Here is a 22,940-nt window from a genome sequence, read left to right as displayed (position 1 = left end):
ACTATGTTTAAACCTCATGTCACGGTAGCCTGCGTGGTCCACGCCCAGGGTAAATTCCTTGTGGTTGAAGAGAGCATAAATGGCAAAGCGCTGTGGAATCAGCCTGCCGGGCACCTTGAAGCCAACGAGACCCTGCTGCAGGCTGCGAAACGCGAGCTGTGGGAAGAGACCGGCATTCACGCTGAGCCTCAGCACTTCATCCGTATGCACCAGTGGATCGCGCCTGATAGCACGCCGTTCCTGCGTTTTTTATTTGCCGTTGAGCTTAGCGAAACGTGCGCCACAGCGCCGCAGGATGACGATATCGACCGCTGTCTGTGGGTCACCGCCGACGAGATCCTGAACGCGCCAAACCTGCGCTCGCCGCTGGTTGCGGAAAGCATTCGCTGCTGGCAGTCTGCCGGGCGCTTGCCGCTGGATGTTATCGGCGCATTTAACTGGCCGTTTACAGAGGGTGTCAACGGTGGGGGGGCGTGATAGAATACGCCGCCTTGAAGTTCAATGTCGTGAGTATTCCATGTCAGATAACAGCCAGAAAAAAGTAATCGTCGGCATGTCCGGCGGTGTCGATTCCTCCGTTTCCGCCTACCTGTTACAGCAACAGGGCTATAAGGTGGAGGGCCTGTTCATGAAGAACTGGGAGGAAGATGATGGCGAGGAATATTGCACGGCCGCAGCGGATCTCGCCGACGCGCAGGCCGTGTGCGATAAGCTCGGCATTGAACTGCACACCGTTAACTTTGCCGCAGAATACTGGGACAACGTTTTTGAACTGTTCCTCGAAGAGTACAAAGCGGGACGCACTCCAAACCCGGATATTCTGTGCAACAAAGAGATCAAATTTAAAGCCTTCCTGGAATTCGCCGCGGAAGATCTGGGCGCAGACTATATTGCGACCGGCCACTACGTGCGTCGTGCAGATGTGAATGGCAAAAGCCAGCTGCTGCGCGGCCTGGACGGCAACAAAGATCAAAGCTACTTCCTCTATACGCTGAGCCACGAGCAAATCGCCCAGAGCCTGTTCCCGGTCGGCGAGCTGGAAAAGCCGCAGGTGCGTAAAATCGCCGAAGAGCTGGACCTGATCACCGCGAAGAAAAAAGACTCTACCGGCATCTGCTTCATCGGCGAGCGCAAATTCCGCGATTTCCTGGGTCGTTACCTGCCTGCACAGCCGGGTAAAATTGTTACCGTCGACGGTGAAGAGATTGGCCAGCATCAGGGACTGATGTACCACACCTTAGGTCAGCGTAAAGGCCTGGGTATCGGCGGGACCAAAGAAGGTAGCGAAGATCCATGGTACGTTGTCGACAAAGATGTCGAAAACAATATTCTGGTTGTTGCTCAGGGTCATGACCATCCGCGTCTGATGTCCGTTGGCCTTATCGCGCAACAGTTGCACTGGGTCGATCGTGAGCCGCTAAAAGGCACGCTGCGCTGCACGGTGAAAACACGCTACCGTCAGACCGATATTCCTTGCACCATTACCGCGCTCAATGACGATCGCATTGACGTGCGTTTCGACGAGCCGGTCGCCGCCGTCACCCCGGGTCAGTCTGCTGTCTTCTACAGCGGTGAAATCTGCCTGGGCGGCGGGATCATTGAACAGCGCCTACCGCTGACCGCTGTTTAACACGATTGCACACATAAAGGAGACCGTGTGGCGAAGAACTACTATGACATCACCCTGGCACTGGCAGGAATTTGCCAGTCAGCCCGTCTGGTGCAACAGCTGGCACATCAGGGTCATTGCGACGCTGATGCCCTGCACGTTTCACTCAACAGCGTTATCGACCTCAACCCCGGCTCGACCCTGGGTGTGTTCGGCGGCAGTGAAACCAATCTTCGTCTCGGTCTTGAAACCCTGCTTGGCGTGCTTAACGCCAGCAGCCGTCAGGGGTTAAACGCAGAGCTGACCCGCTACACGTTGAGCCTGATGGTGCTGGAGCGTAAGCTGAGCGCAGCAAAAGGCGCGCTCAATACCCTGGGCGATCGCATTGCCGGGTTACAGCGTCAGCTCGACCATTTTGACCTGCAGTCCGAAACGCTGCTGAGCGCCATGGCCGGCATTTATGTTGATGTCATCAGCCCGCTGGGCCCGCGTATTCAGGTCACCGGCTCCCCTGCGGTGTTGCAAAGCCCACAGGTACAGGCAAAAGTGCGCGCTTCCCTGCTGGCAGGGATCCGCGCCGCCGTGCTGTGGCACCAGGTTGGCGGTGGCCGCCTGCAGTTAATGTTTTCTCGTAATCGCCTGACCACTCAGGCAAAACAAATTCTTGCTCATTGTTAACCTCCCGGAGTTGCGAATTATGGAATTATCCTCACTGACCGCCGTATCCCCTGTCGATGGACGCTACGGCGATAAAGTCAGCGCGCTGCGCGGGATCTTCAGCGAATATGGTTTGCTGAAGTTCCGTGTTCAGGTTGAAGTACGCTGGCTGCAAAAGCTGGCCGCCCAGGCAGCAATCAAGGAAGTTCCTGCTTTTGACGAAAAGGCAAACGATTACCTTGATAAAATCGTTGCTGAGTTTAGCGAACAAGACGCCGCACGCATTAAAACCATTGAACGCACCACCAACCACGACGTGAAAGCGGTTGAGTACTTCCTGAAAGAGAAAGTGGAAAGCGTTCCTGCGCTGCATGCGGTGTCTGAGTTCATTCATTTCGCCTGTACCTCTGAAGACATCAACAACCTCTCGCACGCCCTGATGCTCTCCACCGCACGCAAAGATGTGGTGCTGCCTTACTGGCGTAAAATCATCGACGCGGTGAAAGCGCTGTCCGTGGAATACCGCGATATCCCACTGCTCTCCCGTACCCACGGTCAGCCAGCCACCCCATCCACGATGGGTAAAGAGATGGCGAACGTGGCGTACCGTATGGAGCGCCAGTACCGTCAACTGGAGCAGGTCGAGATCCTCGGCAAAATCAACGGAGCGGTCGGTAACTATAACGCCCACATCGCCGCGTATCCGGAAGTCGACTGGCACCAGTTCAGCGAAGAGTTCGTGACCTCTCTGGGTATTCAGTGGAACCCGTACACCACCCAGATTGAGCCGCATGATTATATTGCGGAGCTGTTTGACTGCATCGCCCGCTTCAACACCATTCTGATCGACTTCGATCGTGACGTGTGGGGCTACGTCGCGCTGAACCACTTCAAACAGAAAACCATCGCCGGTGAAATCGGCTCTTCCACCATGCCGCACAAAGTGAACCCGATCGACTTCGAAAACTCCGAAGGCAACCTGGGTCTGGCGAATGCCGTGTTGCAGCATATGGCAAGCAAACTGCCGGTATCCCGCTGGCAGCGCGACCTGACTGACTCCACCGTACTGCGTAACCTGGGCGTGGGCATCGGCTACGCGCTAATCGCTTACCAGTCCACTCTGAAAGGCGTGAGCAAACTGGAAGTGAACCGCGATCGTCTGCTGGACGAGCTGGATCATAACTGGGAAGTCCTGGCGGAGCCGATTCAGACCGTAATGCGTCGTTACGGTATCGAAAAACCGTATGAAAAACTGAAAGAGCTGACCCGCGGCAAACGCGTTGACGCCGAAGGGATGAAGCAGTTTATCGACGGTCTGGCCCTGCCAGAAGAAGAGAAAACGCGTCTGAAAGCGATGACGCCGGCGAACTACATTGGCCGCGCCATCACCATGGTCGACGAGCTGAAGTAATGTCCCCTCCCCCCTTTCCGCCCGGAAAGGGGGTTGCTTTTCCCCGGTTTACTCAATGTTTATCCCCACAGCAACATAATCAGCGTTAAACTATTCATACTATTAATTCTGGGAGAAAAGATGATGCGCGTACTGGTTGTTGAGGATAACGCATTGCTACGCCATCACCTGAAGGTTCAGCTTCAGGAGATGGGACATCAGGTGGACGATGCTGAAGATGCAAAAGAAGCCGATTATTATCTCAATGAACATCTGCCGGATATCGCCATTGTCGATTTAGGGTTGCCTGATGAAGATGGCCTGTCGTTAATTCGTCGCTGGCGCAGCCATGATGTTTCCCTGCCGGTTCTGGTTCTGACCGCACGTGAAGGCTGGCAGGATAAGGTCGAAGTGCTCAGCGCGGGTGCAGATGATTACGTCACCAAGCCGTTTCATATTGAAGAAGTGGCGGCGCGCATGCAGGCGCTGTTACGCCGCAACAGCGGGCTGGCTTCACAGGTTATTTCCATCCCGCCTTTCCAGGTTGATCTCTCCCGCCGGGAGTTAGCAATCAATGATGAAGTGATCAAGCTCACCGCCTTCGAATACACCATCATGGAAACGCTGATCCGTAACAATGGCAAGGTGGTGAGCAAAGATTCCTTAATGCTCCAGCTCTACCCTGACGCCGAACTGCGCGAGAGCCATACCATTGATGTGCTGATGGGACGTTTGCGTAAAAAAATTCAGGCGCAGTATCCACAGGATGTGATTACCACCGTCCGTGGCCAGGGCTACCTGTTCGAATTACGCTAAATGAGACGGATTTTGCGCCATATTTTGCCCCTGTCGCTGCGGGTGCGTTTTTTACTGGCAACGGCCGCCGTGGTACTGGTGCTGTCGCTCTCCTACGGCATGGTCGCTCTGGTGGGCTACAGCGTCAGTTTTGATAAAACCACCTTTCGACTGTTGCGTGGCGAAAGCAATTTGTTTTATACCCTGGCGAAGTGGGAAAACAACAGAATCACCGTCGAAATGCCGGAAAACCTCAACCAGCAGAGCCCCACGCTGGCCCTGATTTATGACGAAAAGGGTAAGTTACTTTGGGCCCAGCGTGAAATCCCGTGGCTGGTCAAAAGCATTCGTCCGGAATGGCTCAAAACCAATGGGTTTCATGAAATTGAAGCGGATCTCAACACCACCAGCTCGCTGATCCGTGAAGATCGCTCCCTGCAGCAAAAGCTGAACGAGATCCGCACTGATGATGCCGAAACGGAAATGACGCACTCCGTTGCGATTAACCTCTATCCGGCGACACTGAACATGCCGCAGCTGACCATCGTGGTGATCGACACCATTCCGGTCGAGCTGAAGCGTTCTTATATGGTCTGGAGCTGGTTCATTTACGTTCTGGCTGCGAATCTGCTGCTGGTGATCCCACTGCTGTGGGTAGCGGCGTGGTGGAGCTTACGCCCTATTGAATCACTGGCGAAAGAGGTTCGGGAGCTGGAGGAACATCATCGTGAGAAGCTTAATCCGGAAACCACTCGTGAACTCACCAGCCTGGTGCGCAACCTCAACCGGCTGCTGAAAAGTGAACGCGAACGCTATGATAAATACCGTACTACCCTTACCGACCTTACTCACAGCCTGAAAACCCCGCTGGCCGTCATGCAGAGCACCCTGCGTTCAATGCGCAGCTCAAAGCTGAGCGTCGATGATGCCGAGCCGGTGATGCTGGAACAGATCAGCCGTATTTCACAACAAATTGGCTATTATTTGCACCGCGCCAGTATGCGTTCAGGAAGCGCGCTGCTAAGCCGCGAACTGCATCCGGTGGCACCGATTCTGGATAACCTCACGTCCGCCCTCAACAAGGTGTATCAGCGTAAAGGGGTGAATATCAGCCTCGATATCTCGCCTGAGATAAGCTTTGTAGGTGAAAAAAATGATTTCATGGAGGTGATGGGTAACCTGCTGGATAACGCCTGCAAATACTGCCTGGAGTTCGTAGAAGTGTCTGCACGCCAGACGGATACCGAACTGCATATTATCGTTGAGGATGATGGCCCGGGGATCCCACGCAATAAACGTGATGTAGTGTTCGATCGTGGTCAACGCGCCGATACATTGCGTCCCGGTCAGGGCGTTGGATTAGCCGTCGCCCGGGAGGTTGTCGACCAGTACGACGGAAAAATCGAAACCAGCGAAAGTTTGCTGGGCGGCGCCAGAATGGAGGTTATTTTTGGTCGTCAGCAGCCCACATCGAACGATAGTTAACCCCTTATGTGAAAAATGCGAGGATCTCGCAGCCGGGGGGCTGAGCTTCCGTTATAATCCGAGTCAGTAAGAGCCTGCGGAATAAAAAAATATGGATTATCACTTAACACTCAACTGGCCCGAGTTTATTGAACGTTACTGGCAAAAGCGCCCGGTGGTTCTGAAACGCGGGTTCAGCAATTTTGTCGACCCTATCTCGCCTGACGAACTGGCCGGTCTGGCCATGGAAAACGAAGTCGACAGCCGTCTGGTCAGCCACCAGGACGGCAAATGGCAGGTCAGCCACGGTCCTTTCGAAAGCTACGATCACCTCGGTGAAAACAACTGGTCGCTGCTGGTGCAGGCGGTCAACCACTGGCACGAGCCAACTGCCGCCTTAATGCGCCCGTTCCGCGCCCTGCCCGACTGGCGAATGGACGATCTGATGATCTCCTTCTCCGTGCCGGGTGGCGGCGTGGGCCCGCATCTGGACCAGTACGACGTGTTTATCATTCAGGGTACGGGCCGCCGCCGCTGGCGCGTGGGCGAGAAAGTGCCAATGAAACAGCACTGCCCGCATCCGGACCTGCTTCAGGTTGATCCCTTTGAAGGAATTATCGATGAAGAGCTGGAGCCGGGCGATATTCTCTACATTCCGCCGGGATTCCCTCACGAAGGTTACTCCCTGGAAAATTCGCTCAACTACTCCGTTGGGTTCCGCGCGCCAAGCGGCCGCGAGATGATCAGCGGATTTGCCGACTATGTTCTGCAGCGCGAGCTGGGCAGCTATCGTTACAGCGATCCGGACGTGCCTGCGCGCGAGCATCCGGCCGATATCCTGCCCGCAGAGCTGGATAAGCTGCGCGGCATGATGCTGGATCTGATCAACGAACCGGAACATTTCCGACAGTGGTTTGGTGAGTTTATCAGCCAGTCGCGTCATGAGCTGGACGTTGCACCGCCAGAGCCGCCTTATCAGGCCGACGAGATCTATGATGCCCTTCAGCAGGGCGATAAGCTGGTGCGTCTGGGCGGGTTGCGCGTGCTGCGTATTGGTGAGGAGGTGTTCGTCAACGGCGAGAAACTGGATTCCCCGCACCGTCCGGCGCTGGAAGCGATTGCCAGCCATCTGACGTTGACTGCCGAAACCTTTGGCGATGCGCTGGAAGACCCGTCCTTCCTCGCAATGCTGGCCGCGCTGGTCAATAGCGGGTACTGGTTCTTTGAGGACTGAGTCGCTTTAATGCCCGGTGGCGCTTCGCTTACCGGGCCTACGTTCACTGGTTTTGTAAGCCGGGTAAGGCGAAGCCGCCACCCGGCTTTTTACTTCCGCTCACCCGCCGCAAAATCCTCGATCTCTCCGGCCCAATCCACCGGATACAATTCTTCCCGTACGTCCCGATGGAATGTCGAAAACGGCCAGTCGCTGACCTTACTGACATAGCCATGTTTCACCGGATTGATGTAAATGTAATCCACATGCCGACGGTAGTCCTCTTCATTACGGACGGTGTGCTCCCAGAAGCGTGGCTGCCATATATGGCGCATGTCGATGTTGCGGCTAAATGTCTTTTTGATGTCCCGCCAGCGGGCGGAAAAATCACTGTCTCCTTCCGGTAAGGTCCAGATACAGTGCATATGCTCAGGAAGGATAACCCAGGCGTTTATTGTAAAAGGCTTTGCACGTTTAACTGCGGCAGTCGCGGCACGGAGGCTATCGATATGACGGGTGAGCAAATCGCTCTGACGGTTTTGCAGGTTAACGGTAAAAAACCAGGTGCCGCCGGGAACGTAGTGGCGACGATAGTTTGACATGGGCGCTCCTTGCCTTTGTGCCCGGTGGCACTTCGCTTACCGGGCAATGTCTTACCGCTTCGCAGTTAACTCCGCAATCCGCACGATCACCTTCACCGCTTTCTCCATCCCTTCCAGCGTCACGAACTCATGTTTACCATGGTAGTTATATCCCCCGGTAAACAGGTTCGGGCACGGTAACCCCATGAATGAAAGCTGCGAGCCGTCGGTACCACCGCGAATCGGTTTTAATACCGGTTCAATGTCGCAGTCGCGCATGGCCTGCTGGGCGATATCAAGAATATGCGGATGGGCCATCACCTTCTCACGCATATTGTAATAGCTGTCTTCGATGATCAGCTCAATATAGCAATCAGGATGTAAGCCTTTGCCCACCTTCTTCGCAATTTCCATCATCTTGCGCTTGCGCGCCTCAAAGGCTTTTCGGTCGAAATCGCGGATGATGTAGTGCATCTGCGCGCTGTCCACGGTGCCTTTGATACTGGTCAGGTGATAGAAACCTTCATACCCTTCGGTCTGTTCAGGGCTCTCTTCCACCGGGACTTCCGCGTGAATTCGCGACGCCAGTGACAGCGCATTCACCATGACGCCTTTAGCCGAACCGGGGTGAACGTTGTTGCCGACAATTTTGATCGTGACGGATGCGGCATTGAAATTTTCATACTCCAGCTCACCGACACCGCCGCCGTCGACGGTATAGGCCCACTGCGCGTTGAAGGCTTCCACGTCGAAGTGCTTCGCGCCCTTGCCGACCTCTTCGTCCGGCGTGAAGGCCACGCGGATATCCCCATGTGGAATATTTTTGCCCTTCAGCACCGCCAGCGCCGTCATGATCTCCGCGATGCCCGCCTTGTCATCCGCGCCCAGCAGCGTTTTACCGTCGGTGGTAATCAGCGTCTGGCCCAGCAGCTGGTGCAGAACCGGGAACATGACGGGAGAGAGCACTTCGTCGCCAATGCCCAGCGCAATGTCACCACCGCGGTAGTTTTCAACAATCTGCGGGTTCACATGTTTCCCGCTAAAATCCGGAGAGGTGTCGACATGGGAGATAAAGCCAATCGCGGGAATGTCACCCTGGACATTCGCCGGCAGCGTTCCCATCACAGTGCCTTTCTCGCTTAACGTGACGTTGACCAGCCCCATGGCGTCAAGCTGCTCTTTAAGCAGGTTTAATAGCTTCCACTGGCCTTCGGTGCTCGGCACCTGGCGAACACCCGGCTTAGATTGGGTATCCAGCGAAACGTACTGTAAAAAACGCTCAAGTAATTTATCCATGCAGTCACCCTCACTTTTTGTGACAACATTATCAATAAGCATCAAAACGCAAATATTGCGTCAGGTCACTTTTATCCCGCAAACGAGAATATTTTCCGTTTATATCGTTATACGTAAGTAAATGTAGCTTATGAATCAGTGACAAGGATTGGCGATCGCAGGGGATTGCCGTAGAATGTCCGCCCTCATTACGAGTCACCAAGGTGGTTACACACAAACCCCGCTTCAGTCTGCTGCCTGAGGCGTCTATATGGGACAGCGCAAAAATTGAATACACAATCCCGTTCACGTTCGCCGCTGGTGAAACTGGAACGAATTCGTAAAAGTTTTGATGGTAAAGACGTCATTTCCGACCTCAATCTCACCATCAATGACGGTGAGTTTCTTACGCTGCTTGGCCCCTCTGGCTGCGGCAAAACAACCGTACTGCGCCTTATCGCCGGGCTGGAAAGCGTCGATAACGGCCATATCCATCTTGAAAACCAGGACATTACGCGGGTTCCCGCCGAAGATCGCCACGTCAATACCGTCTTTCAGAGCTATGCCCTGTTCCCGCACATGACCGTGTTTGAGAACGTGGCGTTTGGCCTGCGGATGCAAAAAACCCCGGCGAATGAGATCGAACCGCGCGTCACTGAAGCCCTGCGTATGGTGCAGCTTGAGACGTTTGCCCAGCGTAAACCCCATCAGCTTTCCGGCGGCCAGCAGCAGCGCGTGGCCATCGCCCGCGCCGTCGTCAACAAGCCACGTCTGCTCCTGCTGGATGAATCCCTCTCGGCGCTGGATTACAAACTGCGCAAGCAGATGCAGAACGAGCTCAAGGCCCTGCAGCGCAAGCTCGGCATTACCTTTGTCTTCGTCACGCACGACCAGGAAGAAGCTCTGACTATGTCCGACCGCATCGTGGTGATGCGCGACGGTAAAATCGAGCAGGACGGCACGCCGCGTGAAATTTACGAAGAGCCGAAGAACCTGTTTGTGGCCAGCTTCATTGGTGAGATCAATCTCTTCAACGCCACGGTGATTGAACGTCTGGACGACCAGCGCGTGCGGGCTAACGTTGAAGGCCGCGAGTGCAATATCACGGTGAATTTCCCCGTCGAAACGGGACAAAAGCTCAACGTTCTGCTGCGCCCGGAAGATCTGCGCGTCGACGAAATTCACGGCAACACCGAGGCCGAAGGACTTATCGGCTATATCCGCGAGCGCAACTACAAAGGGATGACGCTGGAATCCGTCGTTGAACTGGAGAACGGCAAAATGGTAATGGTCAGCGAGTTCTTTAATGAGGACGACCCTGACTTCGACCACTCTCTCGACCAGAAAATGGTTATCAACTGGGTAGAAAGCTGGGAGGTTGTGCTGGCTGATGAAGAACACAAGTAAGTTCCAGAATGTGGTGATTGCCACTATCGTCGGTTGGCTTGTGCTCTTTGTCTTTTTACCCAACCTGATGATTATCGCCACCAGCTTCCTGACCCGCGACGATACTAACTTCGTTAAGCTGGTCTTTACGCTGGACAATTACGCGCGCCTGCTCGATCCGCTCTATTTTGACGTGCTGCTGCACTCGCTCAATATGGCGCTGATTGCCACCGTTGCCTGCCTGGTGCTGGGCTACCCGTTCGCGTGGTTTCTGGCGAAACTGCCGCAGAAGGTGCGCCCGCTGCTGCTGTTTTTACTGATTGTGCCGTTCTGGACCAACTCGTTAATTCGCATCTACGGGCTGAAAATTTTCCTCAGCACCAAAGGCTATCTCAACGCGTTTCTGCTGTGGCTGGGGGTGATTGATACCCCGATACGTATCATGTTTACCCCGAGCGCGGTGATTCTGGGTCTGGTCTATATCCTGCTGCCGTTTATGGTAATGCCGCTCTACTCCAGTATTGAGAAGCTGGATAAACCGCTGCTGGAAGCGGCAAAAGATTTGGGCGCCAGCAAGCTCCAGACGTTTATTCGCATTATCATCCCGCTGACCATGCCCGGCATCATCGCGGGTTGTCTGCTAGTGATGCTCCCGGCGATGGGCCTGTTCTACGTGTCGGACCTGATGGGCGGAGCGAAAAACCTGCTGATTGGGAATGTGATCAAGAGTCAGTTCCTCAACATTCGCGACTGGCCGTTCGGTTCCGCGACCAGCATTACGCTGACGGTGGTAATGGGGCTGATGCTGCTGGTCTACTGGCGCGCTTCACGGCTGCTGAATAAGAAGGTGGAACTCGAATGATCGGTCGACTGCTTCGCGGCGGTTTTATGACCGCCATTTACGCTTACCTTTATATTCCGATTATCATTTTGATCGTTAACTCGTTTAACAGCTCGCGCTTTGGCATCAGCTGGCAAGGTTTTACCACCAACTGGTACAGCCTGCTGATGAACAATGACAGCCTCCTGCAGGCCGCGCAGCACTCGCTAACGATGGCGATTTTCTCCGCCACCTTCGCCACGCTGATTGGTTCGCTCACTGCCGTCGCGCTGTATCGCTATCACTTTCGCGGCAAACCGTTCGTCAGCGGCATGCTGTTTGTGGTGATGATGTCACCGGACATCGTGATGGCCATTTCACTGCTGGTGCTGTTTATGCTGCTGGGCGTGCAGCTTGGCTTCTGGTCACTGCTGTTCTCCCATATCACCTTCTGCCTGCCGTTTGTGGTGGTGACGGTCTTTGCGCGCCTGAAAGGGTTCGACGTGCGCATGCTGGAGGCGGCGAAAGATTTGGGTGCCAGCGAGATGACCATCCTGCGCAAAATCATCCTGCCGCTGGCGATGCCCGCCGTCGCGGCGGGATGGCTGCTCAGCTTCACGTTGTCGATGGATGACGTGGTGGTCTCCTCTTTCGTGACCGGGCCGAGCTACGAAATTCTGCCACTGAAGATCTATTCGATGGTAAAAGTCGGCGTCTCGCCTGAGGTGAACGCGCTGGCGACTATTCTGCTGGTGTTCTCGCTGGTGCTGGTCATTGCCAGCCAGCTTATTGCTCGTGATAAAACAAAATCTCAGGGGACAATGAAATGAAAAAAATGCTCGCCGCTGCGGCACTGGTGCTTGGAATGGGTGCCGCGCACGCTGATGACAGCAAAACGCTCTACTTCTACAACTGGACCGAGTATGTGCCGCCGGGCCTGCTGGAACAGTTCACGAAGGAGACGGGTATCAAGGTTATCTACTCGACCTACGAGTCGAATGAAACCATGTACGCCAAGCTGAAAACGTACAAAGACGGCGCGTACGATCTGGTCGTGCCTTCCACCTATTTTGTCGACAAAATGCGCAAAGAGGGGATGATTCAGAAGATCGATAAAACGAAGCTAACCAATTTTTCAAATCTCGATCAGGAAATGCTTAACAAACCGTTCGATCCCAATAACGACTACTCCATTCCATATATCTGGGGCGCGACCGCGATTGGCGTCAACGGCGATGCCCTCGATCCTAAAACGGTCACCAGCTGGGCCGACCTGTGGAAACCGGAATACAAAGGGAGCCTGCTGTTAACCGACGATGCGCGCGAAGTGTTCCAGGTCGCGCTGCGTAAACTGGGCTACTCAGGCAACACGACGGACCCAAAAGAGATTGAAGCGGCGTATAACGAGCTGAAAAAGCTGATGCCTAACGTGGCGGCATTCAACTCTGATAACCCGGCAAACCCGTATATGGAAGGCGAAGTGAATCTGGGGATGGTGTGGAACGGCTCCGCGTATGTTGCCCGCCAGGCCGGTACGCCGCTTGAGGTGGTCTGGCCGAAGGAAGGCGGGATCTTCTGGATGGATAGCCTCGCTATCCCTGCCAATGCGAAAAACGTGGATGGCGCGATGAAGTTGATTAACTTCCTGCTGCGCCCGGACGTGGCGAAACAGGTTGCTGAGACGATTGGCTACCCGACGCCAAACCTGGCTGCGCGCAAGCTGCTGAAGCCTGAAGTGGCGAACGATAAATCGCTTTATCCGGATGCCAAAACCATCAGTAAAGGTGAATGGCAGAACGACGTCGGCGACGCCAGCCGCCTCTACGAAGAGTATTACCAGAAATTAAAAGCGGGCCGATAAACCGTATCGCGCTCTTCCTCACGCCGCCTGTTTGGCGTGAGGAAGGATTAACTGACCGCATTCTCCCCAGCCCAGATCGTTGCCCTTCTCATCGCCTCCACCACGTCCTCATCGGACAGACCCAGCGCCTGACGGATCCCGGTCGCCTCATCCCACTGCTGCTGTTCATAGTAGCGGCAAAGATTAATGATATCGGCTAACCGCCCCTCCTGATGGCACAGCGCGTTGCTCACATTCTGCGGCACCGCAATTTGCTTCATCAGCTCTGCCATCGGCAGCTCAAGCAGGGTATCGAGCAGTGAAAACAGGCCGCACATGAACGCATTTTCAGCCAGCGCCGGTTCCTGCATCGTCTCAGCAATCAGCTCGCAGAACTTACCGCGCATCATACTCAACGGGTAAAGCTCGCTGACGGTGTCATTGCCCGCGCTTGCCAGTACCACAACGGCAACAAACCGTCTCAGCTGGTTTTCACCAAGGTATCTGAGCACTTCACTCAGGGTTAACTTGCTGAAATTACAGGCACCGATATGTTTAAATGCGGTGTGCTTCATGTAACGCATGATTTTCCAGGACAGCGTCAGGTCGGTTTTTATCAACGACTCGATGATCCGAAAATCAGGTTTATTGCGCCCAACTTCCATTTGCAGACGGAAAATCGCCAGCTGATTTTGCGATAACCGTTTATATTTAATGACCTCCGGACGGCAGAAAAAATAGCCCTGAAACAAAGAAAAACCTTCTTTCCGGTATTGTTCGAATTCCTCTTTAGTCTCAATTTTTTCAGCGAGATATTTAATATGCCCGGTCAGATTTTTACGCTCACTCAGATACTCTTTAATTTGCGCTAAGGTATAATTTCTGACATCGAATTTCAGTATCGAAATATAAGGTAAAAAAGCATCCCATTCCGGTGCAAGGGTGAAATCATCAAGCGCAAACTGATAGCCGTGCGCATTCATCTCCCTAACGGCCTGCAGTAGCTCTGCCCCCGGCACAGCATCTTCAAGGATCTCAATGACCACGCTCTCTTTATCGAGCGCTTCACCACTGCGGTCGATGACCATTCTTGAAGGGAAATTAATAAACGACGTATGTGCCCCGGCGATGCGCTGGGACGGCACACATAAAAACTGGTCTGATATCATTCTGGATGTGGCATATTCCGCCGACACATCCGGAAAGCGGTTTGTCATCCCATCTCTGAAGAGCAGCTCGTAGGCTACCGTATTCATCTCAGGGTTAAAAATGGGTTGCCTCGCGATAAATCCGTACATATCCCATCCTCCTCTACAACTTTATATTTATTAGCATCCTCTTTCTACACCACGATAACGAGCATTATCGAGCGCTATTTTGATTGAATGCACAAAATAAAAGCATCCACACTAATTAACGGGATTTAATATTATGGAATTTAAATTAAATATTTCCGGCGCTCTACAGAAAGAGGCTGAAATATCCGATAAGTACTGAGTGCCTGCCCGACATGCACGACATTACGGGAGATGAGAATGAAAGACGCCATGGTCCGAAAACAAAAAATAAGAGTCAAGACGTTGATGCTATTGTCCATTTTCCTCACCGTGACGGTGGGCTTTACGGCAACGATCGGGTTTATGATGTGGCAGTGGATGGCGCAGCAGGAGGTTCTGGCCAAAAAACATATCCGTCAAATTGCTGAGGTGCAATCGTTGCAGGTCAGCAAACAGCTGGATTCTGCCCTGGCGGCCGCCCGGGATATGGGCAACAGCGCCCTGGCGCTGCGAGAAGCGGGCGTGACCGATCGTCAGAGCCTTAATCAGCTGCTCATCCACTACCTCTCCGCTCACCCACAGTTTCTCTCGATGTCGATGGCCTTTGAGCCCAACGCGTTCGACGATAAAGATGCCACCTTTGCCGGTCAAAGCGGGGAAGATCCTGGCGGGCGTTACGCCCGCTACGTCGACCGCGACGCCACCGGCAAACCGGCATTACACCTGCTGACGGATATCGAAACGCCCGGCAGCGGGGATTATTATTTGCTGCCGAAACAACGGCATAAAGAAGTGATCATCGAGCCCTATATTTACCCCTACAACGGCGTAGACGTGATGCTCACCTCGATTGCCGCCCCCATCATGCATGACGGCCAGTTCCTGGGTTCGGTCACCTCTGACTTCTCCCTTGCCACGCTGCAATCGACGATCGGGGCGATTAAACCGTGGAACGGCACAGGCTACGCCCTGCTCCTTTCCGCAGGTAACAACGTGGTGTCCAGCCCGGAAAAACGTGCTGCAGGCAAGCCTTACGCGGGCCAGATTGCGGGTCATGAGGTTATCCGGGAAAACGATCCGCTGCTGAAAGAGGATGCGTTTATCACCTGGCAGGAGATCGCCGTCGGTAATAGCCAGACTCCGTGGAAACTCGCCATTGTCACCCCGGTCAGCGAAGTGATGGCCGAAGCGCGCGCATTTTTACTGAAAGCCATCGCCATGATGGTGTTAAGTATCGTTGCGGTTAGCCTGGTGATGGCCCAGATCTTTACCCGCAAAGTTGACCGTCCGGTTGGAGGTGAGCCTTCAGAGGCCGCCGGGATCGCCCTGGCCGTTGCCCGGGGAGATCTGAACAACACCATCCCGGTTCGTTCCGGGGATACCCACAGTATTTTTTATGCCCTGCACACCATGCAGATGCAGCTCAAGCGCATCGTCGATAATATCAGCGAAGCCAGCCATTCCGTGCACGGCGGCACCAGCGAAATTTCGGCGGGCAACCTTGACCTCGCCTCACGTACCGAAGAACAGGCGGCGGCAATTGTTGAAACGGCAGCCAGCATGGAAGAGATTTCGGTCACGGTGAAGAATAACGCCGACAACGCGCACAAGGCCACCACGCTGACCGATCGCGCCGCAAGCCTCGCCGGACATGGCGAAACGCTGGTGAACGACGTGGTCGTTGTGATCGGGGAGATTGATGAGAGCGCACGTAAGATCGGTGAGATTAACAGCATCGTCGATGGCATCGCCTTCCAGACCAATATCCTGGCGCTGAATGCTGCCGTTGAAGCCGCACGCGCGGGCGAACAGGGGCGCGGTTTTGCGGTGGTGGCAGGCGAAGTGCGCAATCTTGCCCAGCGAAGCGCTAACGCGGCAAAAGAGATCTCTCAGCTGATTGCCGAGTCCTCAGGCCGCGTCAGCAAAGGCGTTGAGCTGGTCAATGAAACCGGCGTGATGATGAAACAGGTGATTGAGGCGGTGTCGCATGTGCATCTGGTCATCAACGATATTGTTCAGGCGCTGGACGAACAGAATCGGGGTATTAGCCAGGTCAGCACCGCCGTCAATCAGATGGACAGCACCACCCAGCAGAACGCCTCTCTGGTTCAGCAGATCTCTGCGGCGGCACTCTCGCTGGATGAACAGGCTAAATCGCTGGAGAAGACGCTGGCGTTCTTTCATTCCTAAATAATAAGGCACCCGCAGGTCGGGTGCCTTTTCACGCGATTGCCGTTACAGCCCTTTCAGCAGCTTGTCGACAAATTCCGGAACGACCGCGCTTGCCAGGCCGTAGTGCTTCTCTTCAAACTCGCTGCCCACCTGGCTGGGCTCCAGATTAAGTTCTACCGTATGCGCACCGTGCAGGCGCGCTTCGTGAACAAACCCTGCCGCCGGGTAAACATGACCGGATGTGCCGATGGCGATAAACACGTCGGCCATCGCCAGCGCGCTGTAGATCTCATCCATCCCCAGCGGCATTTCGCCAAACCAGACCACGTGCGGACGCAGGCGCGACGGGAACTGGCAGCAGTGGCATTTATCCTCTGGCAGCACGTCCTCTTTCCAGTCCAGCACCTGACCGCTCCAGGCACAGCGAACCTTGAGCAGCTCACCGTGCATATGGATGATGTTTTTGTTGCCGGCCCGCTCGTGCAGGTTGTCGATATTCTGCGTCACCAGCAGAAAACGATCGCCCAGCGCCTCTTCCAGCTTCGCCAGCGCCAGATGCGCCTCATTTGGTGCAATATCTGGCTGGAGAAGCTGGCGACGGCGGGCATTGTAAAACGCCTGCACGAGATCCGGATCGCGGGCAAAGCCTTCCGGCGTGGCTACATCCTCCACGCGGTGTTCTTCCCACAACCCGTCCGCCGCGCGGAAGGTTCGAATTCCTGACTCGGCGGAGATCCCCGCTCCGGTCAGCACCACCACTCTGGGTTTATCCATCGCTTCTGGCATCATTCTGTCTCTGAAAAAGATCCGCTGGCGCAAGCGCTCACGTAAGCGGCGTTTGTTTTTGCGAAAACGGCTGAGTCGACCCTGGCGACGCGACAGCATAGAAACCTCGTAAACTAATCGGTGAGATGAAGGAATGCGGCTCCGCGCATGCCTCCTGCGTCCCCGTGTCGCGCGCGTTCAATACGCGGCACGCGGGCGACCGGCAATAAATGTCGGGGCAAACGCCCGGACAACCGTTCCGTAATCGCGGTAAAGTTTGAAAGCCCTCCCCCTATCACCAGCAGATCCGGGTCGACGATGGTGAGAATATTTCCCAGACATACCGCCAGCAGATCCAGATAGCGTTCAACGTGCTCACGCGCCTGCGCATCATCTTGCTCCCACAGGGTAATGATTTGAGGGGCCTCAAGTTTCTGATGATAGAAGTGTTCGTAAAGCCATGCAAACCCGCGGCCGGAGAGATAGTTCTCAATACAGCCGTGCTGGCCGCAGCCGCAGCGGGTCAGCGGAAAATCACGTCCGACGACGTCCAGCGCGTCCACCGGCAAGCGAATATGACCAAATTCGCCGGTGATGTAGCTGCGCCCGGTGATTGGTTTTCCGTTGATCACGATCCCCCCGCCGACGCCGGTGCCGAGGATCAGTCCCATTACCAGCGGATAGTGACGGAATTCATCATCCCAGGCTTCAGAGAGTGCAAAGCAATTGGCATCGTTGTCTAAACGCACGTCGCGTTCAAGGAGAGCAGAGAGATCGGCGCGCAGCGGTTTACCGCTGGCAGCAGGAACGTTGGCGGCATACAGCGTGCCGTCGTCAGTTTCGGGCATACCCGGAATACCAATGCCGACGCAGCCTTTCACGCCAAAGCGTTCATCGGCCTGCGCCACCAGCGCGGCAATAGCGGTTAAAAAATCGTCGTAGCTTTCGCGCGGCGTGGGAACGCGGGTTTCCCACTGCAGTTTGAGGTCTTTATCAAACACGCCGAGCGCAATCTTGGTGCCGCCAATATCAAATCCGTAATACATAACGCATTCCTCTTTTAACCTGGCGGCCCGAAAGCCGCTAGATCATGACGTAATTACTGGCCACTTAATACCCTCGCCGGATCAATTCGGCTTGCGCGACGCGCCGGATACCAGCTTGCCAGCAGACTCAGTAAAAGTGCTGTAACCAGCACATAAAAAACGTCCAGCCAGTGCAGTTCAGACGGCAGGAAGTCAATAAAATAGATGTCACCCGACAGGAACTGGTGGCCAATGAGCTTTTCAATGCCGTTGATAATCGGCGTCAGCTGCAGGGAAACCACCACGCCAATTACCACGCCGCACAGGCTGCCAAACAGCCCCGCCAGCAAACCGTACCAGACGAAGATGGCGCGAATAAGACCGTCTTTCGCCCCCAGGGTACGCAGTACGGCAATGTCACCGCTCTTGTCTTTGACCGCCATCACCAGCGTCGAGACGATATTAAAGCACGCGACACCAATCACCAGCACCATCGCCAGATACATAATGGCGCGGATCATCTGGATATCACGGTACATATAGCCGTAAGTGCCGATCCAGCTCTTGATGTAGACATAGTTATTGGTCACGCTGCCCGCGTCGCGTACCAGTTTGTTGGCGTTAAAGACGTCGTTAACCTTGATGGCAATGCCCGTTACGCTGTCGCCCATGTCGAGATACTGGCGAGCATCCTCCATCGGCACCATTGCAAAGCTATGGTCAAGCTGACCGCTCAGCTGAAGAATACCGGTGACGTGCAGGCGCACCCGTTTAGGCTGCTGCAGTTTGTGATCGGCGCTGGCGTTCGGGATCATGATCGACACCCAGTCGCCCTGCTTCACTTTCAGGGCATCGGCAACGCCTTTACCCATGATGATTTGCTGCTCGCCGGCCTTAAAGTTCGCCCACGCGCCGTTCTGCACATATTTCGGCAGCGCGCTCAGGCGTTCTTCCTGGACGGGGTTCACCCCTTTCACCTGAATGGCGCGCAGGTTTACCCCGCTCTCCACCAGCCCGGTAAAGTTAATATAGGGTGCGGCAGCGGCGATGCCCGGGACCTTTTCCACTTTGGTCAGGGCATCGCTCCAGTTGCTCCAGGGCTGGTTAACCGGTTCGATTTCACCGTGCGGCACCACCGCCAGAATGCGGTTATTCAGCTCACGCTCGAAGCCGTTCATGGCGCTCAGGCCGACAATCAGCACCGCCACACCCAGGGCGATACCGATGGTCGAAATGACGGAGATCAGCGACACCATACCGCCGCGACGGCGACCGCGGCTAAAGCGTAGTCCGATGAGTAACGATAACGGTGAAGCCATTACTCCGCTCCCATCAGGGTCAGTTCTGCATTCAGATGACCGTCTCGCATCTCAAGCTGGCGCCCCATGCGTTTTGCCAGCTGCAGATCGTGGGTTACAACCAGAAATGCGGTGCCCTGCGAGGCGTTCAGCTCGCCCAGGAGCTGGAAAATACTATCCGCATTGCGCGCATCCAGGTTACCGGTAGGCTCATCCGCCAGCACCAGACGCGGATTGTTCACCAGCGCACGGGCAATCGCCACGCGCTGGCGCTCGCCGCCGGAAAGCTCCGACGGACGGTGGCTACCGCGATGGCCCAGCCCTACCGCTTTAAGCATGTCGCTGGCGCGGGTGTTAATTTCTGCCGGTTTCTTTTTACCGATCAGCAGCGGCATCGCCACGTTTTCCAGCGCCGTGAAATCCGGCAGCAGGTGGTGGAACTGGTAGATAAAGCCCAGCTCGCGGTTACGCAGCTCGGCCTTCGCAGCTGAGGACATTTTGCTCATCGGCTGGCCGGAGAAAATGACGTCGCCGTGGGTTGGGGTATCCAGCCCGCCCAGCAGGTGTAATAAGGTACTTTTACCGGAGCCGGAGCTACCGACAATCGCCATCATCTCGCCTTCGCCCACGCTGAAGCTCACATTGTGCAGCACGTCGGTTTGCACAGAGCCTTCCTGATAGCGTTTGGACAGGTTGTCGCATTGCAACAGGATCTTATTCATAACGTAAAGCCTCAGCGGGTTGAGTGGCGGCAGCGCGCCAGGAAGGATAAAGCGTAGAAAGCAGCGCAATAGCCATCGCGGCCAGCGCAATACCGACTACCTGCAGCGGCTCGATGGCCACCGGTAGCGCCGCACCATCGAGCAGTGCGCCAACGATCGGCATTAAGTTATTAAGCTGGCTGGCAAGCAGCGCGCCCAGCGCCGCACCGAGCAACGCCCCGATAATTCCGGCGCTCGCGCCCTGCACCATAAAGACCGCCATGATCTGGCGCGGCGTGAGCCCCTGGGTTTGCAGGATGGCAACCTCGCCCTGCTTTTCCATCACCATCAGGCCCAGCGAGGTGATGATGTTAAAGGCAGCCACGGCCACGATCAGGCTCAGCAGCAGCCCCATCATGTTCTTTTCCATGCGTACGGCCTGGAATAATTCGCCTTTACGCTCGCGCCAGTCCTGCCATTTGGTGCCGTCCGGCAGTTTTTGCTGGCTGAGGGTATCGACCTTCAGCGGCGCGTCGAGCCACAGGCGCCAGCCGGTGATATTCCCTGCCGGGTAACGCATCAGGCGTGAAGCGTCCTGGATGTTAACCAGCATCTGGTAGCCATCGACTTCGCTGTTGGCGGCAAAGGTACCAATCACGTTGAACAGGCGCTGGCTTGGCAGGCGCCCCATCGGCGTAAACTGGCTGGCTGAGGGCACCATCACGCGCAGCTGGTCGCCACGGTTGACGCCAAGCTGGCCGGCAAGCTGTTCACCCAGAATAACGTTGTATTTTCCCCCTTCGAGATCGGTCTGCTTCACGTTAACCAGGTACGGCGTCAGCGGGTCGTTTTGCGCCGGGTTAATACCCAGCATCACGCCGACCGCCACGCTGCGGGCACTTTGCAGCACCACGTCGCCGGTCGTCAACGGCGCAACGCGCGTGACACCCTGTAACTTCGCCGCGCTTTCCGGCAGCTGCTGCGGGTTAACCGAACCGTTAGTAGATGAGAGTACGGCCTGCGGCATCAGCCCCAGGATGTTGTTTTGCAGCTCGCGCTCAAAGCCATTCATGACGGAAAGCACCGTCACCAGTGCCATCACGCCAAGCGTAATGCCAATAGTCGAAAGCCAGGAGACAAAGCGACCGAAGCGGTCCGCGGCGCGCCCACGCATGTAACGTAAGCCTATGAAGAGTGCGACAGGTTGGTACATGAAATCCGTCTGTTTGCTGATAGCAGACCCACGAGTATATAAGCGAATCCGTTTAGCGTAAATGACTGAAACAGTAAGCTTTGGTAATCATTTTTTCGAAAAATTCAGATAAATCAGGATGCTAATGTCTGAAACCACACCTCGCAACCTCCACCTTTTCCGAAAAACCTCCTGATACAGACTGTTACCCATTACATCCTGGTTTCGTTTTAGAACAATTGCTCGTTCGTTTATGGCAATAAGGTAGTGGCGAACAATGAAGCAAAAAGCATTATGGATTAACCAGATAAAAGGGCTGTGTATTTGCCTGGTGGTTATCTATCATTCGGTTATCACGTTTTATCCGCATCTGGTCGGGCTGCAACACCCGTTCTCCGGGCTTCTCGCCAAATGCTGGGTCTATTTTAACCTCTATCTCGCACCGTTCCGTATGCCGGTCTTCTTCTTTATTTCCGGCTATCTGATCCGTCGTTATATTGACGAGGTGGGCTGGCGAACCAGTCTCGACAAACGGATCTGGAGCATTGTCTGGGTCCTGGCGCTGTGGGGCGTCCTGCAATGGCAGGCGTTGACCCACCTGAACGCCTGGCTGGCGCCCGAGCGAGAGCTTGCCACCTCGTCGAATGCGGCCTACGCCGACTCGCTCTCAGGATTTGTGCTGGGGATGCTCACCGCCAGCACCAGCCTGTGGTATCTGTATGCCCTGGTGGTGTACTTCACGCTGTGTAAACTGCTCAGCCGCTGGAAGCTGCCGGTACTGGGACTGTTGGCACTGGCGAGCATCGCGATCAACTTCCTGCCGCTGCCGTGGTGGGGGATGAACAGCGTGGTCCGTAACATGATCTACTACAGCCTCGGGGCGTGGTATGGCGCAGAGCTGATGGCGTGGATGAAAAGCGTCAACCTGCGCCGCATCTGGCTGGTAACCGGTGCTTTCGCTGCCGTCTCCGTGGTGCTGTGGTTTGCTAACGTTCCGCTGTTGCTCTCATTGCTGTCGATTGTGTTGATCATGAAGCTGTTCTACAGCCTTGAGCAGCGCTATGCCGTTCACCCGAACAATCTGCTGAATGTGATTGGCTCAAACACCATAGCGATTTATACCACCCACCGTATCTTGATTGAGGTCTTTAGCCTGTTCCTGATTGGCGAGATGAATGCCGCCTCGTGGCCGGTCTGGGCAGAGCTCTCCTTAATTCTGGTCTACCCGTTTGCCAGCCTGCTTATCTGTACCCTTGCAGGGCTCGGGGTGCGTAAAATCTCTACCGCGCTGTTTGGGGACGTTTTCTTCTCTCCTCCGTCTACGCTGACCCTGTCACCTTCAACGCGTTAATGCCCTCTCCGCCCCCGTTTCGGGGGCGTTTAGCCCTGCCGTGCGGTTACGATTTGCTTATGTAAAACGATCGAGGATAATAAAGACATTGCGTATCAGTGATATGCCCCAATACTGTTGGTATATCCA

21 protein-coding genes are annotated in these 22,940 nt (G+C 55.1%); 13 read left to right on the top strand and 8 right to left on the bottom strand.

The features are described 5' to 3' along the window. Positions 1 to 3: 3 nt before the first annotated feature. From PYW49_RS00460 to PYW49_RS00430, 7 genes are all read left to right on the top strand, one after another. Positions 4 to 477: an NUDIX hydrolase gene (locus PYW49_RS00460; RefSeq protein WP_047348927.1), complete on the top strand. Its 474-nt coding sequence runs from the start codon at positions 4 to 6 to the stop codon at positions 475 to 477. Between the two features lie 40 nt (positions 478 to 517). After that, on the top strand, positions 518 to 1,630 hold the full coding sequence (mnmA, locus tag PYW49_RS00455; RefSeq protein WP_134349904.1) for a tRNA 2-thiouridine(34) synthase MnmA: 1,113 nt from the start codon (positions 518 to 520) through the stop codon (positions 1,628 to 1,630). Positions 1,631 to 1,657: 27 nt separating this feature from the next. Further along, positions 1,658 to 2,287, top strand: coding sequence for a high frequency lysogenization protein HflD (gene hflD / locus PYW49_RS00450; protein WP_013097081.1), 630 nt, complete (start codon positions 1,658 to 1,660; stop codon positions 2,285 to 2,287). A 19-nt stretch (positions 2,288 to 2,306) separates the two neighbouring features. Then, positions 2,307 to 3,677 (top strand): adenylosuccinate lyase, encoded by a 1,371-nt coding sequence (purB, locus tag PYW49_RS00445; protein ID WP_134349903.1) that lies wholly within the window; start codon positions 2,307 to 2,309, stop codon positions 3,675 to 3,677. A 123-nt stretch (positions 3,678 to 3,800) separates the two neighbouring features. Continuing rightward, positions 3,801 to 4,472 (top strand): two-component system response regulator PhoP, encoded by a 672-nt coding sequence (phoP, locus tag PYW49_RS00440; protein WP_028019015.1) that lies wholly within the window; start codon positions 3,801 to 3,803, stop codon positions 4,470 to 4,472. Next, a complete protein-coding gene (phoQ, locus tag PYW49_RS00435) occupies positions 4,473 to 5,936 on the top strand; it encodes a two-component system sensor histidine kinase PhoQ (RefSeq protein ID WP_320385320.1) in 1,464 nt (487 codons plus the stop codon). A gap of 91 nt (positions 5,937 to 6,027) precedes the next feature. Next, on the top strand, positions 6,028 to 7,149 hold the full coding sequence (locus PYW49_RS00430; protein ID WP_134349865.1) for a ribosomal protein uL16 3-hydroxylase: 1,122 nt from the start codon (positions 6,028 to 6,030) through the stop codon (positions 7,147 to 7,149). Positions 7,150 to 7,238: 89 nt separating this feature from the next. On the opposite strand, the gene PYW49_RS00425 is transcribed toward PYW49_RS00430, so the two are convergent. Both PYW49_RS00425 and pepT read right to left on the bottom strand, forming a co-directional pair. Beyond that, the gene (locus tag PYW49_RS00425; protein WP_320385319.1) at positions 7,239 to 7,730 is read right to left on the bottom strand and encodes an REP-associated tyrosine transposase; all 492 of its coding nucleotides are present in this window, start codon (positions 7,728 to 7,730) and stop codon (positions 7,239 to 7,241) included. A gap of 51 nt (positions 7,731 to 7,781) precedes the next feature. Beyond that, positions 7,782 to 9,005 (bottom strand): peptidase T, encoded by a 1,224-nt coding sequence (gene pepT, locus PYW49_RS00420; protein WP_320385318.1) that lies wholly within the window; start codon positions 9,003 to 9,005, stop codon positions 7,782 to 7,784. Positions 9,006 to 9,242: 237 nt separating this feature from the next. Here pepT and potA point away from each other — a divergent pair, with 237 nt between their 5' ends. Genes potA through potD form a run of 4 tightly spaced genes read left to right on the top strand, consistent with a single transcriptional unit; the run spans position 9,243 to position 13,051 of the window. Then, positions 9,243 to 10,391, top strand: coding sequence for a spermidine/putrescine ABC transporter ATP-binding protein PotA (gene potA / locus PYW49_RS00415; protein WP_320385830.1), 1,149 nt, complete (start codon positions 9,243 to 9,245; stop codon positions 10,389 to 10,391). Next, positions 10,375 to 11,232 carry a spermidine/putrescine ABC transporter permease PotB gene (gene potB / locus PYW49_RS00410; protein ID WP_320385317.1) on the top strand — a complete coding sequence of 286 codons (858 nt, stop codon included), beginning with the start codon at positions 10,375 to 10,377 and terminating at the stop codon, positions 11,230 to 11,232. Before potA ends, potB begins: the two co-directional genes overlap by 17 nt. Next, positions 11,229 to 12,020 (top strand): spermidine/putrescine ABC transporter permease PotC, encoded by a 792-nt coding sequence (potC, locus tag PYW49_RS00405; protein ID WP_320385316.1) that lies wholly within the window; start codon positions 11,229 to 11,231, stop codon positions 12,018 to 12,020. Before potB ends, potC begins: the two co-directional genes overlap by 4 nt. Continuing rightward, complete coding sequence (gene potD / locus PYW49_RS00400) at positions 12,017 to 13,051, top strand: spermidine/putrescine ABC transporter substrate-binding protein PotD (RefSeq protein WP_320385315.1); 1,035 nt, start codon at positions 12,017 to 12,019, stop codon at positions 13,049 to 13,051. Before potC ends, potD begins: the two co-directional genes overlap by 4 nt. Before the next feature lie 47 nt (positions 13,052 to 13,098). On the opposite strand, the gene PYW49_RS00395 is transcribed toward potD, so the two are convergent. After that, complete coding sequence (locus PYW49_RS00395) at positions 13,099 to 14,328, bottom strand: EAL and HDOD domain-containing protein (protein ID WP_320385314.1); 1,230 nt, start codon at positions 14,326 to 14,328, stop codon at positions 13,099 to 13,101. A 237-nt stretch (positions 14,329 to 14,565) separates the two neighbouring features. Between PYW49_RS00395 and PYW49_RS00390 the strand changes: the two genes are divergently transcribed. Next, on the top strand, positions 14,566 to 16,497 hold the full coding sequence (locus PYW49_RS00390) for a methyl-accepting chemotaxis protein (protein ID WP_320385313.1): 1,932 nt from the start codon (positions 14,566 to 14,568) through the stop codon (positions 16,495 to 16,497). Between the two features lie 45 nt (positions 16,498 to 16,542). Here the strand turns inward: PYW49_RS00390 and cobB are convergent, their stop codons facing one another. From cobB to lolC, 5 genes are read right to left on the bottom strand one after another with little or no spacing between them, the layout of a single operon-like run. Then, positions 16,543 to 17,364, bottom strand: a complete 822-nt coding sequence (gene cobB / locus PYW49_RS00385; RefSeq protein ID WP_320385312.1) for a Sir2 family NAD+-dependent deacetylase — start codon at positions 17,362 to 17,364, stop codon at positions 16,543 to 16,545. A gap of 14 nt (positions 17,365 to 17,378) precedes the next feature. Beyond that, positions 17,379 to 18,290 (bottom strand): N-acetylglucosamine kinase, encoded by a 912-nt coding sequence (nagK, locus tag PYW49_RS00380; protein ID WP_320385311.1) that lies wholly within the window; start codon positions 18,288 to 18,290, stop codon positions 17,379 to 17,381. 53 nt (positions 18,291 to 18,343) lie between these two features. Beyond that, positions 18,344 to 19,588 (bottom strand): lipoprotein-releasing ABC transporter permease subunit LolE, encoded by a 1,245-nt coding sequence (lolE, locus tag PYW49_RS00375; RefSeq protein WP_320385310.1) that lies wholly within the window; start codon positions 19,586 to 19,588, stop codon positions 18,344 to 18,346. Further along, complete coding sequence (lolD, locus tag PYW49_RS00370) at positions 19,588 to 20,289, bottom strand: lipoprotein-releasing ABC transporter ATP-binding protein LolD (RefSeq protein ID WP_320385309.1); 702 nt, start codon at positions 20,287 to 20,289, stop codon at positions 19,588 to 19,590. The genes lolE and lolD overlap by 1 nt, the downstream gene beginning before the upstream one ends. Next, positions 20,282 to 21,481, bottom strand: coding sequence for a lipoprotein-releasing ABC transporter permease subunit LolC (lolC, locus tag PYW49_RS00365; RefSeq protein WP_320385308.1), 1,200 nt, complete (start codon positions 21,479 to 21,481; stop codon positions 20,282 to 20,284). The genes lolD and lolC overlap by 8 nt, the downstream gene beginning before the upstream one ends. Before the next feature lie 256 nt (positions 21,482 to 21,737). Between lolC and PYW49_RS00360 the strand changes: the two genes are divergently transcribed. After that, a complete protein-coding gene (locus PYW49_RS00360) occupies positions 21,738 to 22,811 on the top strand; it encodes an acyltransferase family protein (protein ID WP_320385307.1) in 1,074 nt (357 codons plus the stop codon). Positions 22,812 to 22,940 lie beyond the last annotated feature (129 nt).

The organism is Enterobacter chinensis, assembly GCF_034008295.1.
Taxonomy (GTDB): domain Bacteria; phylum Pseudomonadota; class Gammaproteobacteria; order Enterobacterales; family Enterobacteriaceae; genus Enterobacter; species Enterobacter chinensis.
Note: the sequence above shows the minus strand (reverse complement) of the source record. Positions and strands in the feature narration are given on the sequence as shown.

Excerpts from the sequence above, each read along its gene's own strand:
- PYW49_RS00390 (WP_320385313.1), top strand. The coding sequence starts at position 14,566 with ATGAAAGACGCCATGGTCCGAAAACAAAAAATAAGAGTCAAGACGTTG.
- nagK (WP_320385311.1), bottom strand. The coding sequence starts at position 18,290 with ATGTATTACGGATTTGATATTGGCGGCACCAAGATTGCGCTCGGCGTG.
- lolD (WP_320385309.1), bottom strand. The coding sequence starts at position 20,289 with ATGAATAAGATCCTGTTGCAATGCGACAACCTGTCCAAACGCTATCAG.
- phoP (WP_028019015.1), top strand. The coding sequence starts at position 3,801 with ATGCGCGTACTGGTTGTTGAGGATAACGCATTGCTACGCCATCACCTG.
- pepT (WP_320385318.1), bottom strand. The coding sequence starts at position 9,005 with ATGGATAAATTACTTGAGCGTTTTTTACAGTACGTTTCGCTGGATACC.
- phoQ (WP_320385320.1), top strand. The coding sequence starts at position 4,473 with ATGAGACGGATTTTGCGCCATATTTTGCCCCTGTCGCTGCGGGTGCGT.
- potD (WP_320385315.1), top strand. The coding sequence starts at position 12,017 with ATGAAAAAAATGCTCGCCGCTGCGGCACTGGTGCTTGGAATGGGTGCC.
- PYW49_RS00360 (WP_320385307.1), top strand. The coding sequence starts at position 21,738 with ATGAAGCAAAAAGCATTATGGATTAACCAGATAAAAGGGCTGTGTATT.
- cobB (WP_320385312.1), bottom strand. The coding sequence starts at position 17,364 with ATGCTGTCGCGTCGCCAGGGTCGACTCAGCCGTTTTCGCAAAAACAAA.
- PYW49_RS00395 (WP_320385314.1), bottom strand. The coding sequence starts at position 14,328 with ATGTACGGATTTATCGCGAGGCAACCCATTTTTAACCCTGAGATGAAT.
- lolC (WP_320385308.1), bottom strand. The coding sequence starts at position 21,481 with ATGTACCAACCTGTCGCACTCTTCATAGGCTTACGTTACATGCGTGGG.
- PYW49_RS00425 (WP_320385319.1), bottom strand. The coding sequence starts at position 7,730 with ATGTCAAACTATCGTCGCCACTACGTTCCCGGCGGCACCTGGTTTTTT.
- purB (WP_134349903.1), top strand. The coding sequence starts at position 2,307 with ATGGAATTATCCTCACTGACCGCCGTATCCCCTGTCGATGGACGCTAC.
- lolE (WP_320385310.1), bottom strand. The coding sequence starts at position 19,588 with ATGGCTTCACCGTTATCGTTACTCATCGGACTACGCTTTAGCCGCGGT.
- mnmA (WP_134349904.1), top strand. The coding sequence starts at position 518 with ATGTCAGATAACAGCCAGAAAAAAGTAATCGTCGGCATGTCCGGCGGT.
- potC (WP_320385316.1), top strand. The coding sequence starts at position 11,229 with ATGATCGGTCGACTGCTTCGCGGCGGTTTTATGACCGCCATTTACGCT.
- PYW49_RS00430 (WP_134349865.1), top strand. The coding sequence starts at position 6,028 with ATGGATTATCACTTAACACTCAACTGGCCCGAGTTTATTGAACGTTAC.
- PYW49_RS00460 (WP_047348927.1), top strand. The coding sequence starts at position 4 with ATGTTTAAACCTCATGTCACGGTAGCCTGCGTGGTCCACGCCCAGGGT.
- potB (WP_320385317.1), top strand. The coding sequence starts at position 10,375 with ATGAAGAACACAAGTAAGTTCCAGAATGTGGTGATTGCCACTATCGTC.